This is a genomic window from Mycolicibacterium sp. SMGY-1XX, from assembly GCF_059132455.1.
Map to the genome: position 1 here is coordinate 5,913,728 of NZ_CP101139.1, position 17,886 is coordinate 5,931,613.

A 17,886-nucleotide genomic window follows, 5' to 3' on the forward strand; every position below is an offset into this window, starting at 1 on the left:
ATGACCGTCACCATGGTGACATCCGCGGCACCCACCGCACAGAAACCGAAATCGGTCCAGAGCGGCTTACTGGACCCGAAGATGTTGTGGCGCTCCCTGCCCGACGCCGTCCGCAAGCTGGACCCGCGCACGCTGTGGCGCAACCCCGTCATGTTCATCGTCGAGATCGGCGCCGTCTGGTCCACCGTGCTCGCGGTGCTCGAACCCTCGTGGTTCTCCTGGCTGATCGTGTTCTGGCTGTGGCTGACGGTCATCTTCGCCAACCTGGCCGAAGCCGTCGCCGAAGGCCGCGGCAAGGCCCAGGCCGACTCACTACGGAAAGCCAAATCCGATACCGTCGCCCGCAAGCTCACCCCGTCGGGGGCCGAGGAGACGGTGCCGGCGCCGATGCTGAAACAGGGCGACTACGTGGTGGTGGAAGCCGGTGAGGTCATCCCCGGCGACGGCGACGTGGTGGAAGGCATTGCCTCGGTGGACGAGTCGGCCATCACCGGCGAATCCGCACCGGTGATCCGCGAATCCGGCGGCGACCGCTCGGCGGTGACGGGCGGCACCACCGTGCTGAGCGACCGCATCGTCGTCAAGATCACCCAGAAGCCCGGCGAGAGCTTCGTCGACCGGATGATCGCCCTGGTGGAAGGCGCCAACCGGCAGAAGACCCCGAACGAGATCGCGCTCAACATCCTGCTGAGCGCGCTGACCATCATCTTCGTGTTCGCCGTCGCCACCCTGCAGCCGCTGGCCATCTACTCCAAGGCCAACAATCCCGGAGTGCCGGACAGTCTTTCACTCGACGGCAACGGCGTGACGGGCATCGTCATGGTGGCGCTGCTGGTGTGCCTGATCCCCACCACCATCGGCGCGCTGCTGAGCGCCATCGGCATCGCCGGCATGGACCGCCTGGTGCAGCGCAATGTGCTGGCCATGTCGGGCCGTGCGGTTGAGGCCGCCGGGGACGTCAACACCCTGCTGCTGGACAAGACCGGCACCATCACCCTCGGCAATCGCCAAGCGGGCGACTTCATTCCGCTGCCCGGTGTCACCGCCGAGGCGCTGGCCGATGCCGCGCAGTTGTCCAGCCTGGCCGACGAGACGCCGGAGGGCCGCTCGATCGTGGTGTATGCCAAGGAGGCATATGGCCTGCGGGCCCGCCACCCCGGCGAACTGGCCGGCGCCCAGTGGGTGGAGTTCACCGCAGCCACCCGCATGTCCGGTGTCGATCTGGAGGACGGCCCGTCACTGCGCAAGGGTGCGGCCGCGTCGGTGGCCGAGTGGGTGCGGTCGTTGGGCGGCGACGTACCGCCTGCGCTGACCGATATCGTCAACGACGTCTCCAACGCCGGCGGTACGCCTTTGGTGGTGGGCCGGGTGTTCAACGGACACGCCGAGGTGCTCGGCGTCATTCACCTCAAAGACGTGGTCAAGCAAGGCATGCGTGAACGCTTCGACGAGATGCGACGCATGGGAATCCGCACGGTCATGATCACCGGCGACAACCCGTTGACCGCCAAGGCGATTGCCGATGAAGCCGGTGTCGACGACTTCCTGGCCGAAGCCACCCCCGAGGACAAGCTGGCGTTGATCAAGAAGGAGCAGGCCGGTGGCCGGCTGGTCGCGATGACCGGTGACGGCACCAACGACGCTCCCGCACTGGCCCAAGCCGACGTCGGCGTCGCGATGAACACCGGCACCTCGGCGGCCAAAGAGGCCGGCAACATGGTCGATCTCGATTCCGATCCCACCAAGCTGATCGAGATCGTCGAGATCGGCAAGCAGCTGCTGATCACCCGGGGTGCGCTGACCACGTTTTCCATCGCCAACGACATCGCCAAGTACTTCGCCATCATTCCGGCGCTGTTCGTGACGCTGTTCCCCGGCCTGGACCTGCTGAACGTGATGCGGTTGCACAGCCCGCAGTCGGCGATCCTGTCCGCGGTGATCTTCAACGCGATCGTCATCGTGTTCCTGATCCCGCTGGCGCTCAAGGGGGTGCGCTACACCCCGGCCAGTGCGTCGAAGCTGTTGAGCCGCAACCTCTACATCTACGGCCTGGGCGGCATCATCGCGCCGTTCCTCGGCATCAAGCTCATCGATCTCGTCATTCAACTCTTCCCTGGGATGTCCTGACATGAAACTCTCGTCCATCGCCCGCCAGCACTGGGCCGCACTGCGCGCGTTGCTGGTGCTCACCGTGATCACCGGCCTGGCCTACCCGCTGGTGGTGTGGGCCGTGGCGCAAGTGCCCGGCCTGCAGCACAAGGCAGACGGCTCGATCATCCAGGTCGACGGAAAAGCCGTGGGCTCCAGCTTGATCGGTCAGCTGTTCACCGACGCCCAGGGCAACCCGCTGCCGCAGTACTTCCAGTCCCGCCCGTCGGCCGCCGGCGACGGTTACGACCCGATGGCCACCAGTGCCAGCAATCTGGGCCCCGAAGACCTCGTCGACACGGCAGACCGCACCAGCCTGCTGACTCTGGTGTGCACCCGCAGCCTCGAGATCGGGGCGGCCAACGGTGTCGACGGCAGCCGACCGTTCTGCACCGGCGACGGGGTGGGTGCGGTGCTGTCGGTGCACGGCCCCCGTGACGCGCGAGGCAACGTCGTCAACCCCACCGAGGTGATCAGCGTCAATCAGCTGTGCCCGGCGCGGCCCTTCGTGACCACCTACGAAGGAGTCCCGGTCCAGTGCAACGACGGCCGTGACCTCGCCACCGGACAGCTGGTCGCCGTCGAAGGGTCCGCCGAAGCGGTGGTGCCTGCCGATGCGGTGACCGCCAGCGGCAGCGGTCTCGACCCTGACATCTCCCCCGCCTACGCCGACCTGCAGATCGACCGGGTGGCGGCCGCGCGCGGCATCCCCGCCGAGCAGGTGCGCCGGATCGTCGACGAGCACACCACCGGCCGCGCGCTGGGTTTCATGGGTGAACCCCGTGTCAATGTGCTGGAGGTCAACCTCGCACTCGACGGGCTGGGTGGATGATGTTCAGGTGAGCACCGGCCCCCGATCCAAACGCGGTGAGCTGCGCATCTACCTGGGCGCGGCCCCCGGCGTCGGGAAGACGTTCGCCATGCTCGGCGAGGCGCACCGCCGTCTCGAGCGCGGCACCGATCTGGTGGCGGCCGTGGTGGAGACCCACGGCCGCCGCAAGACCGCCGAGCTGCTCGAAGACATCGAGATCGTGCCGCCGCGGTACATCGACTACCGCGGCGGCACCTTCGCCGAACTGGATGTGGCGGCGGTCCTGGCCCGCGACCCCGACGTGGTGCTGGTCGACGAACTCGCCCACACCAACACCCCCGGCAGCAAGAACCCCAAACGGTGGCAGGACATCGAGGAGCTGCTCGACGCCGGGATCACCGTCATCTCGACAGTCAACGTGCAGCACCTCGAGAGCCTCAACGACGTCGTCACCCAGATCACCGGGATCCAGCAGCAGGAGACCGTACCCGACGCCGTCGTCCGCAGCGCCGACCAGATCGAGCTCGTCGACATCACCCCGGAAGCGTTGCGGCGCAGACTGTCTCACGGCAATGTCTACGCCTCCGACCGTATCGACGCGGCCCTGAGCAACTACTTCCGGCAGGGCAACCTGACCGCGCTGCGCGAACTGGCGCTGCTGTGGCTGGCCGACCAGGTGGACGCCGCGCTGGCGAAATACCGTGCCGATCACCAGATCAGCGACACCTGGGAGGCCCGCGAACGGGTGGTCGTCGCCGTCACCGGTGGCCCGGAGTCGGAAACCCTGGTACGCCGCGCATCTCGGATCGCATCAAAATCCAGCGCCGAACTGATGGTGGTCCACGTCGTCCGCGGCGACGGCCTGTCGGGAGTGTCCGCCCCGCAGATGGGTAAGATCCGGGAGCTGTCCGCGAGTCTGGGCGCCACCGTGCACACCGTCGTGGGCGAGAACGTCACCGCTGCCCTGCTGGACTTTGCACGGGAGCGCAACGCCACCCAGTTGGTGGTCGGCACCTCACGCCGGTCGCGCTGGGCGCGGATCTTCGACGAAGGCATCGGCGCCCGCACGGTGCAGGATTCCGGCAAGATCGATGTCCACATGGTCAGTCACGAAGAAGCCAAACGGCCGTTCACCTTGGCGCGGCTGGCGCCACGCGAGCGGCGCGTGGTGTCCTGGCTGGCCGCCTTCGCGGTGCCGTCGGCCATCTGCGCGCTGATCTACGCATTCCTGGACCCGGCCATCGGGATCGGCGGGGACAGTGCGCTGTTCTTCATCGGCGTACTGGTGGTGGCGCTGCTCGGCGGAATCGGACCCGCGGTGGTGTCGGCGCTGCTGTCGGGAATGCTGCTCAACTACTTCCTGACCGACCCGCGTTACAGCCTGACCATCTCCGAACCCGACAGTGCCATCACCATTTTCGTGCTGCTGGTGGTGGCGGTGGCCGTCGCCGCGCTGGTTGATCGCGCCGCCACGCGGACCCGGGAGGCCCGACGCGCCGCCCAGGAGGCCGAGCTGCTGGCGCTGTTCGCCGGATCGGTGCTGCGCGGCGCGGACCTGACGTCGCTGCTGGACCGGGTCCGCGAGACATACCTGCAGCGGTCGGTGTCGCTGCTGCGCGAGGGCACCGGCGTGGTGGCCTGCGTGGGAGACAACCCCTGCGTGGACATCGAGTCCGCCGACACCGCAATCGAAGTGGGCGATGACGAGTTCTGGTTGCTGATGTCCGGGCGGCGGCTGCCGGCCCGCGACCGTCGGGTGCTCGGCGCCGTGGCGACGCAGGCCGCCGGCCTGGTGCGGCAACGCGAGCTCACCGAAGAAGCCAGCCGCGCCGAGGCGATCGCGAAAGCCGACGAACTGCGCCGCTCTCTGCTGTCGGCGGTGAGCCACGACCTGCGCACTCCGCTGGCCGCGGCCAAAGCGGCGGTCTCGAGCCTGCGCAGCGACGACGTCGAGTTCTCACCCGAGGACACCGCCGAGTTGCTGGCTACCGTCGAGGAATCCGTCGACGGCCTGACCGCACTGGTGGGCAACCTGCTCGATTCGTCGCGGCTGGCCGCCGGGGTGGTCAAACCCAGCGTCAACCGCGTCTACGTGGAGGAGGCCGTGCAGCGGGCCCTGCTCGGGATCAGCCGCGGCACAACGGCATCGCTGGACCGTGTGAAGGTCGACGTGGGCGACGCCGTGGTGCTGGCGGATTCCGGTCTGCTGGAGCGGGTGCTGGTGAATCTGATCGACAACGCGCTGCGCTATTCGGCGCAGGGGTGGGTGCGGGTCAACGCCGGACACATCGGCGACCGCGTGCTGATCAACATCGTCGACGAGGGGCCGGGGGTGGTCCGCGGCACCGAGGAGCAGATGTTCGAACCGTTCCAGCGGCTCGGCGACTCCGACAACAGCAGCGGCGTGGGCCTGGGCCTGTCGGTGGCCCGGGGTTTCACCGAGGCGATGGGCGGCACCGTCTCGGTGACGGACACACCCGGCGGCGGGCTGACCGTGGTGGTCGAGCTGCCGGCTGCCATAGGAGGTTTGTGATGGGCAAGACCCGGGTCCTGGTGATCGACGACGAACCGCAGATCCTGCGGGCCTTGCGGATCAACCTGTCGGTACGCGGCTACGAGGTGTTCACGGCCGCCACCGGCGCGGAGGCGTTGCGGGTGGCCGCCGAGCACCGGCCCGACGTGGTGATCCTCGACCTCGGCCTGCCGGACATGTCGGGTATCGAGGTGCTCGGCGGGTTGCGCGGCTGGCTGTCGGCGCCGGTGATCGTGCTGTCGGCGCGCACCGATTCGTCGGACAAAGTGGAGGCGCTCGACGCCGGCGCCGACGATTACGTGACCAAGCCGTTCGGTATGGACGAGTTCCTGGCCCGGTTGCGCGCCGCCGTGCGCCGCGGCGCCGCCGCCTCGGAAACCGATCAGCCCGTCGTCGAAACCTCCTCGTTCACAGTTGATCTCGCGGCCAAGAAGGTCACCCGCTACGGCATCGAAGTGCACCTGACCCCCACCGAGTGGGGCATGTTGGAGATGTTGGTACGCAACCGGGGCAAGCTCGTCGGCCGTGAAGAACTGCTCAAGGAGGTGTGGGGCCCGGCCTACGCCAAAGAGACGCACTATCTGCGTGTGTATCTGGCGCAACTGCGACGCAAGCTGGAGGCCGACCCCTCCAAGCCCAAACATCTGCTCACCGAAGCGGGGATGGGTTACCGCTTCCAGGAGTGAGCAGCGTGCCAGCCCCGCTAGCGGCGCAGCGGCACCGAGATGAGCCGGCTCCCGGCGGCTTTCACACTGTCGGGTAGCACCCGGCTGACGGTTCCCATCACCTTGGACAGCGGTGAGGCGGCGACCACCTTCTTGTCACCGCGCATCAGCGCCTCGAAGCCCTGCCTGGCGACGTCGGCGGGGTCGTCCTTGGACATCTTGCCCACCGGGGTCTCGTCCATCTTGGCGCGGTGGAAGAAGTTGGTGTCCACGGGCCCGGGCATCAGCGACGTGATGGTGATGCCGCTGTCACGCAGCTCGTCCTGCAGCGCCTCGGCGAAGGACTGCACAAACGACTTCGAGGCGTTGTACACCGTCTGATAGGAGCCCGGCATCATCGAGGCCACCGACGAGGTGAAGAGCACTTTGCCCTCACCCCGGTTGGCCATATCGCGCAGCACGAGCTTGGCCAGATGCGCGGTGGAGCGCACGTTCAGGTCGATGACGGACAAGTCGTCCTCGAGTTCGGTCTTCAAGAACATGTCACCGCGCCCGACGCCGGCGTTGAGCGCCGCGGCCGCCAGCACCCGGCCCCCGGCGACCGTGCTCTGGTAAAGGTGTTCGACGCCGCCGGGGGTGCGTAAGTCGACCTGCACCGCCTGCACCGACGCGCCGGTGTCGGCCAGCCGTTGGGGGACGTCGTTGATCTTGTCGCTGTCGGCGGCCACCACCAGGTCGTAGCCGTTCTCGGCGAAGAGCCGGGCCAGTTCGAATCCGATACCGCTGGAGGCCCCGGTGACCAGGGCCAGTCGTGCGTCAACCATGGGGCCCGGCTACCCGGCGATTGCACGGTTAATCGGGCTCGGGCCGGGGTATGCGGGGGGCCTACGGCGACGTCAAATTGTCGGGAGGAGGACGGCCATGACCACCAGTCATGCTCGAGTGCGGCGTCGTCCCCAAGTGGGGTTGCTCGCGGTGCAGGGCGCAGCGATTCTCGTGGGTTCGCTGTTCCTGCTGGCCGGTGTTCTGGGGTTCGTTCCCGGGGTCACCAGCCACCTCGACTCGCTGCAGATGGCAGGTCCGCAGTCGGAGGCCGAACTGTTCGGGATCTTCGAAACCTCGATACTGCACAATCTGATTCACATCGTTGTCGGCCTGCTCGGTCTGGCGATGGCGACAACGTTCCGTCGGTCCCGGGCGTATCTATTGGTCGGCGGCGTCGTCTACCTGGCGTTGTGGGTGTACGGACTGCTCATCGACACGCAGTCCCCGGCCAACTTCCTGCCGGTGAACAGCGCCGACAACTGGCTGCACCTCGGGCTGGGCGCCACGATGGTGATCCTCGGACTCACCCTCGCCGGCTGCAAGGTCCCCACCGGCGCGCGCGGCGAGGTCTTGGTCCCGCCGGAAGAGTCAGCAGGCCCCTTGCAACCATGACTTGACGTACCCCGCGGAGTGATAGGTATAGATCCACGCCCAGCCCCACGGGCTCAGCCTCGATGGGGTGTCCACCAGCACCAGTGTCCCGTCGAAGCACTTGCCGATGATGTAACGCGCCCGTGAGATGTGCGACGTCGAGGTCACGACGATCACCGTGCGCCAACCACGTTCGTCAGCCAGCCGGCGCAGCTCACGGCCCTCGCCCAGGGTCGTCCGGGGATCGGGCGCAAAACACTCGATGTCGAAACCGGCCTGCGGGCGAGCGCACAGTCCGTCCAGCACCGGGTCGGGAGGGCGGTACGGATTGGACAGCACCAGCGTTGGGGCCATGCCCTGCTGCGCCAGCTCCAGGCCTGCCAGATACCGTGCCGCTGACGCCGTGCCACCGAGGACCAGGATCGCGTCGGCCTGCCTGGGTTCGTCGACCTGCGGTCTGACGTAGACGGGAAAGCCCGCGGCGGCCAACGCCACGGCGAGGACGAGGAGCGCAACGACGGCCCGGCGAGCGCGCAGTCTTGCCCGTGTTTTCACGTGTGTCGCCGTACAGACACGCTCGCTCGCGGTTATTGGGGGGAGGGTCGCGGTCAGGCCAGGAGGGAGTAGGCGATGCCGTCGAGGATGTCGTGCTCACTGACCGTCAGCGTGGTGATGCCGGCGCGTGAACCGAGCGCCGCGGCCAGTTCCTGCACCACGATCGCGCCGCCACCGATCACGTCGACGCGGCCCTCGTGCATCGGCCCGAGCGCAGCGCGCTGTTTGCGGGTCATGGCGATCAGCTCGTCGCACACCTGCAACAGCCTGCCGAACGGCACCGTCGACAGGTGGATGGCCGCCGAGTCATAGGTGGTCATGTCCTGGGCCAGGGCCGCGATGGTGGTGAACGTACCAGCGACCCCCACCCAGGTGCGGGCCCGCTCCACGGCCACGACACGCAGCGCCTCGTCCAGCCGGTGGCGCACCACCTCCCGCGCAGCCTCCACCTCCTCGGCGGTGGGCGGGTCGGAGTGCAGGCAGCGTTCGGTCAGCCGGACACAGCCGATGTCGGCGGAGTACGCGGCCTGGGCGCCGCCGGCGTCACCCAGCACCACCTCCGTCGACCCGCCACCGAGGTCGACGACCACGAAAGGCGCCGCCGCGGAATCCAATTCGGCCACCGCGCCGTGGAACGACAGGCCGGCCTCCTCGTCGCCGGTGATCACCTCGGCGCTCGCGCCGGGCACCACCGCGCCGAGGATCTCGGACGTCATCGCGAAGAACGCGTCGCGGTTGCTCACATCGCGCGCCGCGGACGTCGCCACCATCCGCACCCGCGTGACGTCGTGGGCCCGCATGAGTTCGGCGTAGTCCGCCAGCGCCGCGCGGGTACGGGCGATCGCCTCCGGTGCGAACTCCCCCGTCGCATCCACCCCCTGCCCCAGCCGCACGATCCGCATCTCGCGATGCACATCGTGCAGCCCGTCGGCCTCGACATCGGCGATCAGCAGCCGGATCGAGTTGGTGCCACAGTCCACCGCCGCCACTCGTGTCACAGCCAGTACTCCTTGTCCAGGATGCCGGCCATGCCGGGGTCGACGGCCAGGATGGCCAGCGCTTCATCGCCGAAAGGGTTGACACCCTTGCCTTTTGCCAGCGAATGGGCGATCACCACGTGCAGGCACTTCACCCGGTCGGGCATTCCCCCGCCGGAGAACGTGGTGCCCAGTGGCTCGATGGCGTCACGTTCGGCCAGGAACTGCTCGTGTGCACGCCGGTAGGCGGCGGCCAGGTCCGGGTCCGAGGCCAGCCGATCGGTCATGTCTTTCATCAGACCGGAGGATTCCAACCGACTCGCCGCCGCCGTCAGCACCGGATGGGTCAGGTAGTACAGCGTCGGAAACGGGGTCCCGTCAGGCAGTTTCGGCGCGGTCTTGACCACCGCGGGCTCCCCGTTCGGGCACCGGTACGCAATCTCGAGGACTCCCCGCGGTTCCCGGCCCAGTTGGGCGGCCACGGCGTCCAGGTCTTTCGGGTCAACCACCGGTCACCGGCGCAGGTGGCGGGGGCGGCGGCACGGAGGCGGGTGCCGGCGGGCCGTGCGGATCGTCGGCGATGGTCTTCCACAGCGTGCTGTACCAGGGCCCCTCGGGAACGGCCGAAGTACCCGGAAGAGCTTCGGGCGCTTCGGGATTCGTAGCCGACGGCGGCAACTGCACCTGGTAGGGAATGTCACCGGGCATGACGAACCCCAGGCGTTCCCGGGCCTGGGCGGCGATGTAGGCCGGATCCGCCAGCTTCGCCTTCTGCTGTTCGAGCTCGGAGATCTGTTCGCGCAACGCGGCCTCGGACGCCATCAGCTGGTTCATCTCGGTGCGCTGGGCGAAGTAGGTGCGCACCGGCCCGGCGATCGTCAGAGTCAGCACACAGATCACCGCCGCCAGGATGGCCGCCCGCCGGGCGGTGAAACCCAGGCGCTGCTCCGACTGGCGCTCCGCCGACACGATGATCGACTGGCGGATCGGTTCATGGACAACTGCTTCCCGACCGTCGTCCTGAGCGTCGGCCTCGTCGGCGGGCCGCGGCTGTTCCTTGCGGACCAGCGAGGACGACTTGGTGGCGCCCTTACGCGGGCGCCCGGCCTTGGGGTCGCCGGAGCGCCCCGGACCGGAGGTCGGGGACCGCCGTTTCTCGGGGCGCTTCGCGTCGGACATCGTGGTTAAAGCGTACCGAGCCCTGCCGGGCTACCCGGTTATTTGCCGTCCACCGACAGTCGGGGGAAAGCCAGGTCACCGGCGTAGCGTGCGGCGTCACCCAGGGCTTCCTCGATACGCAGCAGCTGGTTGTACTTGGCGACACGCTCACTGCGGGCCGGGGCGCCGGTCTTGATCTGACCGCTTCCGACCGCCACCGCCAGGTCGGCGATGGTGGTGTCCTCGGTTTCGCCGGAGCGGTGGCTCATCATGGTGCGGTAGCCGCTGTTGTGGGCCAGCGCCACAGCATCGAGGGTCTCGGTGAGAGTGCCGATCTGGTTGACCTTCACCAGCAGCGCGTTGGCGGCACCCTTTTCGATGCCCTCCTCCAGGCGCTCGGGGTTGGTGACGAACAGGTCATCGCCCACCAGCTGCACCCGGTCACCGATCGCGGCCGTCAGCGCCACCCAGCCGTCCCAGTCGTCCTCCGACAGCGGATCCTCGATGGACACCAGCGGGTAGGCGTCCAGCAGACCGGCGTAGAAGTCGGCCATCTCGGCTGCGGTGCGGGTCTGCTTCTCGAACGCGTAACCCGTTCCGTCGGTGTAGAACTCGGTGGCGGCCACATCCAGGGCCAGCGCCACGTCGGTACCAAGCTTGAAGCCGGTGGTCTCGATGGCCGAGCTGATCAGGTCCAGCGCGGCCTTCGTGCCCGCCACGTCCGGGGCGAATCCACCCTCGTCACCGAGGCCCGTCGCCAGGCCCTGCTTCTTGAGCACCGACTTCAGGGCGTGGTAGACCTCCGCACCCCAGCGCAGCGACTCCTTGAACGTGGGCGCGCCGATCGGGGCGACCATGAACTCCTGGACGTCGACACCGGTGTCGGCGTGTGCGCCGCCGTTGAGGATATTCATCATCGGCACCGGCAGGATGTGCGCGTTCGGCCCGCCGAGGTACCGGAACAGCGGCAGGGCGGCACTGTCGGCGGCGGCCTTGGCCACTGCCAGCGACACGCCGAGGATGGCGTTGGCGCCCAGCCGCGACTTGTCGGGGGTGCCGTCGAGATCCAGCAGCGCCTGGTCGACCAGACGCTGGTCGTCGGCGGACAGGCCGATCACGGCGGGAGCGATTTCGTCGAGAACGGCCTCGACGGCCTTCTCCACACCCTTGCCGCCGTACCGGGCGCCACCGTCACGCAGCTCGACCGCTTCGTGTTCACCGGTGGAGGCACCCGACGGCACCGCGGCGCGGGCGAAGGTTCCGTCGGTCAGTGCGATCTCGACCTCGACTGTGGGATTGCCGCGCGAATCGAGGATCTCTCGGGCGCCGACCTGCTCGATGATGGGCACGGACGTCTCCTTGTGTCTTCAGCTGAATCGATTGCGCGTTCAGCCTAGAGGTTGGCCGCCCGGGGTGCCGAGGCCGGATCTCCTTGTTCACCGGCCCGCGGCCTGATCACCCCGCAGCGTCAGCACCGTGCTCGTCACCGTGGCCACGGTCTTGCCGTCTCCGCGGGTGATATCGCAGGTGTAGTGGGTGATGGTCCGGCCCGAATGCGTCGGACGGGCAGCCGCGATCAGGGTGTCGGTCCACACCGGACGCAGGAACACAGCGCGGATGTCGATGCTGGTGAAGGACTCGCCGGCCCGCATCAGGGTCGAGTGCGCGGTGCCGATGGCGGCGTCCCCCAGCTCGACCAGGAAGCCGCCGTGCACGGTGCCCTGCTGGTTGCCGTGCCGTGCGGCGTCGACTTTCACCTGTACCGAGGCGGTGCCGGCGCCGACGGCGACGATGTCGAACCCCAGCAGCTCGGAGATCGCGGTCGGATAGCGCATGTGCAGGTCAGCGGGGGCGTTGTCGCCGGCCAGCATGCCTTCGAGGAACGCCAGGACGGGCAGTTGTTCGGTCACGAGGCCGACGTTAGGAGGACGATACTGATGCAATCAAGAAATTGTCCTAGCTACATTGACGTCATGCGGGTGCAGCGCTACACGACCGTGGTCGACCGGCTGACCGAACAGATCCGGCGCGGAACCCTGCCGCCCGGCACCCGGCTGCCGACGCACCGGGCCCTGGCCAGCGAGCACGGGATTGCCGTGGCCACCGCCACGAAGGTGTACCGCGCCCTCATCGCATCCGGGCTGGTGGTGGGCGAGCCGGGACGGGGCACCTTCGTGCGTGATCTCAGCGGGTTCGCCGGGCTCGAGCCGCGCCGGCTCCCGCACGATCGCCGCGTCGCGGATCTGTCCTTCAATCAGCCGCTGGCACCCGCGCAGGCCGACCAACTGCGCACCGGACTGCGGGAGATGGCCGCCGAAGGCGACCTGACGGCGCTGCTGGCGCAACAACCTCCGGGCGGTCGCAGCCGCGACCAGGCCGCCATCGCGAGGTACCTGCTCGACCGCGATATCGACGTCGCCCCCAGGGACGTGCTGCTCACCGGCGGAGCCCAACACGGCTTGGACACGGCACTGGGAGCGCTCGCCGGTGCCGGATCGGTGGTGGCCGCCGACTGCCTGACCTACCCGGGGATCAAGCTGATCAGCACCGCCCGCAATATCGAATTGGCTTCGGTGCCAGCCGATTTCACCGGACCCGACCTCGACCACCTGGACCGGCTGTGCGGTCGCCGGCCAATCCGCGCCCTGTACACGATGCCCACCCTGCACAACCCGTTCGGCTTCGTGCTGGACAGCCAGGCGCGACAGCGCATCGTCGACATCGCGCGCCGCCACGACGTCATCCTCATCGAGGACGCGACATATGCGTTCCTGGAACCGGAGGCACCACCACCGCTGCAGACATTGGCCCCGGAACGCACCGTGTACGTGGGCAGCATGTCGAAGAACCTGGCCGCCGGCCTTCGGGTCGGATTCCTGGTCACCCCACCCCGATACCGCGCCGCACTGTCCCGCCAGCTGCGGGCCGGCAGCTGGGGAACCTCGAGCCTGTCGACCGCACTGACCACCCGGTGGCTCACCGACGGGACCGCGCAGCGGCTGGAGAAGCTACGCCGCGCTGACGCCCGGGACCGGCAGGGGCTGGCGCGGGCCGCATTCGCCGGCCTGGACTACCGCGCACATCCCAGCTCGTACACCGGTTGGCTGACGCTGCCCGAGGAGACCCGCGCCGATATCGCCGCCCGCCAACTGGCGCAGCGCGGGATCCTGGTGTCCACCGCCGATGCGTTCGCCCTGTCGGCTCCGGCGCCCAACGCCCTGCGAATCGCGTTGGCCACCCCGGCGCTGATCGACCTCAGCGACGCGCTCGCCGAGATCCGGGTGATGTGTGGCGTCTGAGCGCCGGTAGACACCCGCCCCTTACAGGGCGCGGCCGCTGGCGTAGGCGGTGGCCCAGTCCCGGACCGTCCGCGCGTACTGCTCGGAGTTGTTGTAGGCCTTCAGCGCGGCCATCCAGCCGCGCGGGCTGGACAGGTCACCGCCGCGCCAACAGAGGTATCCCGCCGCCGACAGCGCCGCATCATCCATGTTGTCCGGGCTGATCACACCGTCGTTGTTGGCGTCGACGCCGTAGAGCTTCCAGGTCTCGGGGATGAACTGCATGGGCCCCATCGCCCGGTCCAGATGCGGATCGCCGTCGAGGAGGCCGCCGTCGGTGTCCGGGATGTGCATGTTGCCCGCGGTGCCGTCGAGCCGCACACCCCGGATCGGCGGGGTGATATCGCCGTTGCCGGCCATATCGGCGTTGCGGTAGGTCCCGTGGTGGCTTTCCACCATCCCGATGCCCGCCAGCGTGGTCCACGACAGGTGGCAGTCCGGATTCTCCACCTCGGCCACCCGGGCCGCGTAGGCGTAGGCCTCCAGGGCGGTGGCGGGGATACCCAGGGCAGGTGCACGCTCGGCGGCCCACTGGTGAAGTTGATCCGCCCCGCGGCCGTCGGCATAGGTGTCCACGGCGGGCACCGGGTCACCCGAGGGCGGCGGAACACCCTCCGGAACTGGCGTGCCGACCTGCCACGAGCAGCTCGATGCCATCAGCAGTGCTGCCGCGCCTACAGCTGCGGCAGCCTGTAGCCAGCGCATCGACACAGGACTCCTCAACCCACTCTGGTCTTGACCCATGGTCGCATAGCGAACGAAGTACCAGGGTTTGGCCGCGGCGGGGCGCACAGGTGTAACGTCCGATTCGGCTCATCGTTAGGTGAGCCACACCTAGCTTTCGCCGGCGTGTTCGTCGGTGCTGCCGGGTGTACGTCGCGGCATGAAGGAACGTGGAATGACCACGGTGGTGGACACCTCGGTATCCGTGCTGGCCGCAGCTCCGAGCGTGTCCACACAGGTACTTGGCAGCTTACTCATAGGTTTGCGCGAGGGCCTGGAAGCAGCCATCGTGGTGAGCATCCTGGTGGCGTTCCTGGTGAAATCGGAACGCCGCGACGCACTCAGATGGGTCTGGCTGGGTGTGGGCCTGGCCATCCTGATGACGCTGGGTGTGTTCCTGGGAATCCAGTTCGGTGAGAAGACCATCAGCGGCCTGGGAGCCGAAGCCATCGCCGGGGTGGCCTCCCTGATCGCCGTCGTGATCGTCACCACGATGGTGCTGTGGATGAAGAAGGCCGCCGCCGGCCTTTCCGGTGAGCTGCGCGGCGAGATGTCGCGCGCCCTGGAGACCGGCGGTGTGGCCGTGGCGGTGCTGGCCTTCCTGGCTGTCGGCCGCGAAGGCGTGGAGACCGCCCTGTTCATGGTGGGGTACGCCGAAGCGGAGACACTGTGGCCGCTGACCGGCTTGATCATCGGGGTGTTGATCGCCGCAGCCATCGCGTACGGCATGTACGCCGGCGCGGTACGCATCAATCTCGCCAAATTCTTCAAGTACACCGGCGTACTCCTGATCGTGGTGGCCGCGGGCATCCTGTCCTACGGCGTCGGCGCGTTGCAGACCGTCGGCTGGCTGCCCGGGTTGTCCAGCCGCGCCTTCGACATCAGTTCCTGGTTCGACTGGTCGGCCTGGTACGGCGAAGTGATCCAGGGCGTGTTCAACGTGACGCCGACGCCCACGGTGCTGCAGCTGGTGTGCTGGCTCGCCTACCTGGTGATCGTCCTGGCGTTCTTCCTCCGGCCGGTGTCGGCGCGCCGCCAAGCTGCCCCGGCTCCTGACAGCGAATCCACATCCGAAAGGTCAACCAAATGAGCCGTTTTCCCTTTGTCGCTGTGACCGCGGCGGTGTTGGCGGGTGTGTCGTTGACCAGTTGCACGGCCAAGGAGTCGGCGTCCTCGGCCGAGCAGGACACCGGGGCGGCCGGGGCCGAGCAGGTCAGCGTGGAGGCCACCGACACCGAGTGCACCCTGTCGGGCACCGAAGGGGCCACCGGCGCCAACACCTTCGTCATCACCAACAACGGCACCAAGGTCACTGAGTTCTACGTCTACGGCGAAGGGGACCGGGTGATGGGTGAGGTGGAAAACGTCTCCCCCGGATTGCAGCGCACCCTGATCGTGCAGTTGACCCAGCCCGGCACCTACCAGACCGCGTGCAAGCCCGGCATGATCGGCGACGGCATCCGCGGTGACTTCACCGTGACCGGTCAGGAAGTGCAGGTCGACACCGAAGGCAAGTTCAAGGAAGCCTCCGACAACTACAAACGCTATGTGATCTCGCAGACCGAGGCGTTGGTGCCGGCGGTCGACGCCTTCGCCGCGGCCGTCAAAGCCGGCGACGTCGAGGCCGCCAAGGCGCAGTATCCGACGTCGCGGGTGTACTACGAGCGCATCGAACCGGTGGCCGAGTCCTTCCCCAACGACCTCGATCCGCGTATCGATCTGCGCGAGGCCGACCTCGAAGACGGCCAGCGTTGGACCGGCTTCCATGCGCTGGAAAAGCAGCTGTGGGTCACCGGGCTGCAACCCGATGCCGCCGCGTTGGCCGATCAGTTGGTCGCCGATGTCAACGAACTGGCCCAGGGCGTCAAAGCGCCGGACTACAGCATCGATTCCACCCAGATCGCCGGCGGCGCGCAGGGCCTGTTGGATGAGATCGCGATCAGCAAGATCTCCGGGGAAGAAGACATCTTCTCCCACACCGACCTGTGGGATTTCAACGCCAACCTGCAGGGCTCCCAGACCGCGGTGGCCTCGGTGCGCCCGATCCTCGACGAGCGCAATCCCGACCTGGGCACCCGGGTCGATCAGCGTTTCCAAAACACCGAAGCCCTGCTGCTGCAATACCGCCAAGGTGACGGCTTCGTCTCCTACGACACCGTCACCGAACCCCAGCGCCAAGAACTCTCCCGCGCCATCGACGCCCTCAGCAAAGAAGTGAGCCAGGTCCAAGGTGTCATCGCCCCACAATGATTCAGACGAGGACAATTCAGCTTCTCCCGTCCAGCCGGCCAAGGGATTCTCCCGACGCAGGCTGATCGGCGCCGCAGGTGTCGGTGCCGCCGTCGTCGGGGCCGCGGGTGCGGGTGCACTCGCCGGTCGCGCGTCGGCGGCCCAGCCGTCAACCGACCACCTGCAGGTGGAGGTTCCCTTCCGCGGTGAGCACCAGGCCGGGATCGTCACGGCCCAACAGGATCGGATGACCTTCGGGGTCTTCGACGTCACCACCGATTCGCGGGACGACCTGATTGCGCTGCTGCAGGAATGGACCGCGATGGCCGAGCGCATGACGCGCGGTGAGGAGGCGTTCGCCGACGGCGCCGTGGGCATGAATCCGTATGCGCCACCGTCGGATACCGGCGAAGCGCTGGGGTCGCCGGCGTCGCAGTTGACGTTGACCATCGGATTCGGCCCGTCGCTGTTTCTCAGAGACGGCGTGGACCGCTTCGGTATCGCGGACAAGAAACCCGCCCAGCTGGCAGATCTGCCGAAGTTCCCGAACGAGAGCATGGACCCGGCGCGCTCCGGCGGCGACATCTGCGTGCAGGCCTGCGCCAACGACCCGCAGGTGGCCTTCCACGCGATCCGCAACCTCGCCCGCGTCGGCTTCGGCACCGTCGCGGTGCGCTACGCGCAGCAGGGTTTCGGACGCACCTCCTCGACCACCCAGGAACAGGCGACTCCCCGGAATCTGTTCGGGTTCAAGGACGGGACGGCCAACATCAAGGCCGAGGAAACCGACAAGATCAACAATTTCGTGTGGGTGGCCGACGGTGACGGGCCGGCCTGGTTGACCGGCGGCAGCTACCTGGTGACCCGGCGGATCCGGATGCGCATCGAGAACTGGGACCGGACCACGCTTCTGGAACAGGAACGGGTGATCGGACGCCAGAAGGGCTCGGGTGCCCCCAACGGCCTCACGCAGGAATTCCAGGAACTCGACTTCGACCTCGTCGACGACAAAGACCAACCGCACATCGACGTGAACGCCCATGTCCGGCTGGTCTCCCCCGAGCACCTCGGCGGCATCGAGATCCTGCGTCGCGGTTACAACTTCACCGACGGCACCGACGGTTTCGGGCACATGGATGCGGGTCTGTTCTTCATCGCCTTCGTGCGGGACCCGGTCAAGCAGTTCATCCCCATGCAGGCGGAGATGTCCCGCAAGGACGCGATGAACGAGTACATCACCCACACCGGCACCGCGATTTTCGCGTGCCCGCCGGGGTTGCGCGAGGGCGACCCGACGGCGTTCTGGGGCTCGCAGCTGTTCGCCTGAGCGGGT

The 17,886-nt window shown here is 67.9% G+C and carries 17 protein-coding genes; 9 read left to right on the top strand and 8 right to left on the bottom strand.

What is annotated here, in order from left to right; genetic code table 11:
• From kdpB to NL241_RS28260, 4 genes are read left to right on the top strand one after another with little or no spacing between them, the layout of a single operon-like run.
• A complete protein-coding gene (gene kdpB, locus NL241_RS28245; RefSeq protein ID WP_494395666.1) occupies positions 1-2,127 on the top strand; it encodes a potassium-transporting ATPase subunit KdpB in 2,127 nt (708 codons plus the stop codon).
• Between the two features lies 1 nt (position 2,128).
• Positions 2,129-2,980 carry a potassium-transporting ATPase subunit C gene (locus NL241_RS28250; RefSeq protein WP_494395667.1) on the top strand — a complete coding sequence of 284 codons (852 nt, stop codon included), beginning with the start codon at positions 2,129-2,131 and terminating at the stop codon, positions 2,978-2,980.
• Positions 2,937-5,492, top strand: coding sequence for a DUF4118 domain-containing protein (locus NL241_RS28255; RefSeq protein ID WP_494398407.1), 2,556 nt, complete (start codon positions 2,937-2,939; stop codon positions 5,490-5,492). Before NL241_RS28250 ends, NL241_RS28255 begins: the two co-directional genes overlap by 44 nt.
• The gene (locus NL241_RS28260) at positions 5,492-6,178 is read left to right on the top strand and encodes a response regulator (protein WP_494395668.1); all 687 of its coding nucleotides are present in this window, start codon (positions 5,492-5,494) and stop codon (positions 6,176-6,178) included. Before NL241_RS28255 ends, NL241_RS28260 begins: the two co-directional genes overlap by 1 nt.
• Positions 6,179-6,195: 17 nt before the next feature.
• Here NL241_RS28260 and NL241_RS28265 read toward each other — a convergent pair whose 3' ends face one another.
• Positions 6,196-6,981, bottom strand: coding sequence for an SDR family NAD(P)-dependent oxidoreductase (locus NL241_RS28265; RefSeq protein ID WP_487692747.1), 786 nt, complete (start codon positions 6,979-6,981; stop codon positions 6,196-6,198).
• Positions 6,982-7,078: 97 nt separating this feature from the next.
• Between NL241_RS28265 and NL241_RS28270 the strand changes: the two genes are divergently transcribed.
• A complete protein-coding gene (locus NL241_RS28270; protein ID WP_494395669.1) occupies positions 7,079-7,594 on the top strand; it encodes a DUF4383 domain-containing protein in 516 nt (171 codons plus the stop codon).
• On the opposite strand, the gene NL241_RS28275 is transcribed toward NL241_RS28270, so the two are convergent.
• The 6 genes from NL241_RS28275 to NL241_RS28300 all read right to left on the bottom strand — a co-directional run bounded on the left by NL241_RS28275 (position 7,571) and on the right by NL241_RS28300 (position 12,098).
• The gene (locus NL241_RS28275) at positions 7,571-8,128 is read right to left on the bottom strand and encodes a YdcF family protein (RefSeq protein WP_494395670.1); all 558 of its coding nucleotides are present in this window, start codon (positions 8,126-8,128) and stop codon (positions 7,571-7,573) included. The two genes, NL241_RS28270 and NL241_RS28275, sit on opposite strands and share 24 nt — an antisense overlap.
• Before the next feature lie 53 nt (positions 8,129-8,181).
• On the bottom strand, positions 8,182-9,126 hold the full coding sequence (locus NL241_RS28280) for a Ppx/GppA phosphatase family protein (RefSeq protein WP_494395671.1): 945 nt from the start codon (positions 9,124-9,126) through the stop codon (positions 8,182-8,184).
• Entirely contained in the window at positions 9,123-9,614 is a 492-nt protein-coding gene (locus NL241_RS28285) for a DUF501 domain-containing protein (RefSeq protein ID WP_494395672.1), read from the bottom strand. The genes NL241_RS28280 and NL241_RS28285 overlap by 4 nt, the downstream gene beginning before the upstream one ends.
• A complete protein-coding gene (locus tag NL241_RS28290) occupies positions 9,607-10,284 on the bottom strand; it encodes an FtsB family cell division protein (protein WP_494395673.1) in 678 nt (225 codons plus the stop codon). Before NL241_RS28290 ends, NL241_RS28285 begins: the two co-directional genes overlap by 8 nt.
• Before the next feature lie 38 nt (positions 10,285-10,322).
• The gene (eno, locus tag NL241_RS28295; RefSeq protein ID WP_487697418.1) at positions 10,323-11,612 is read right to left on the bottom strand and encodes a phosphopyruvate hydratase; all 1,290 of its coding nucleotides are present in this window, start codon (positions 11,610-11,612) and stop codon (positions 10,323-10,325) included.
• Positions 11,613-11,699: 87 nt separating this feature from the next.
• Entirely contained in the window at positions 11,700-12,098 is a 399-nt protein-coding gene (locus tag NL241_RS28300; protein ID WP_487697423.1) for a PaaI family thioesterase, read from the bottom strand.
• 138 nt (positions 12,099-12,236) lie between these two features.
• Here NL241_RS28300 and NL241_RS28305 point away from each other — a divergent pair, with 138 nt between their 5' ends.
• Positions 12,237-13,562, top strand: a complete 1,326-nt coding sequence (locus NL241_RS28305) for an aminotransferase-like domain-containing protein (protein ID WP_494395674.1) — start codon at positions 12,237-12,239, stop codon at positions 13,560-13,562.
• Between the two features lie 21 nt (positions 13,563-13,583).
• On the opposite strand, the gene NL241_RS28310 is transcribed toward NL241_RS28305, so the two are convergent.
• Positions 13,584-14,306: a lytic transglycosylase domain-containing protein gene (locus tag NL241_RS28310; protein WP_487697415.1), complete on the bottom strand. Its 723-nt coding sequence runs from the start codon at positions 14,304-14,306 to the stop codon at positions 13,584-13,586.
• 193 nt (positions 14,307-14,499) lie between these two features.
• Here NL241_RS28310 and efeU point away from each other — a divergent pair, with 193 nt between their 5' ends.
• The 3 genes from efeU to efeB are packed head-to-tail and all read left to right on the top strand — an operon-like array spanning position 14,500 to position 17,880.
• Entirely contained in the window at positions 14,500-15,414 is a 915-nt protein-coding gene (efeU, locus tag NL241_RS28315; RefSeq protein WP_487697414.1) for an iron uptake transporter permease EfeU, read from the top strand.
• Positions 15,411-16,574, top strand: a complete 1,164-nt coding sequence (gene efeO, locus NL241_RS28320; RefSeq protein WP_494395675.1) for an iron uptake system protein EfeO — start codon at positions 15,411-15,413, stop codon at positions 16,572-16,574. Before efeU ends, efeO begins: the two co-directional genes overlap by 4 nt.
• Entirely contained in the window at positions 16,555-17,880 is a 1,326-nt protein-coding gene (efeB, locus tag NL241_RS28325) for an iron uptake transporter deferrochelatase/peroxidase subunit (protein ID WP_494395676.1), read from the top strand. Before efeO ends, efeB begins: the two co-directional genes overlap by 20 nt.
• The last annotated feature ends 6 nt before the right edge of the window (positions 17,881-17,886 follow it).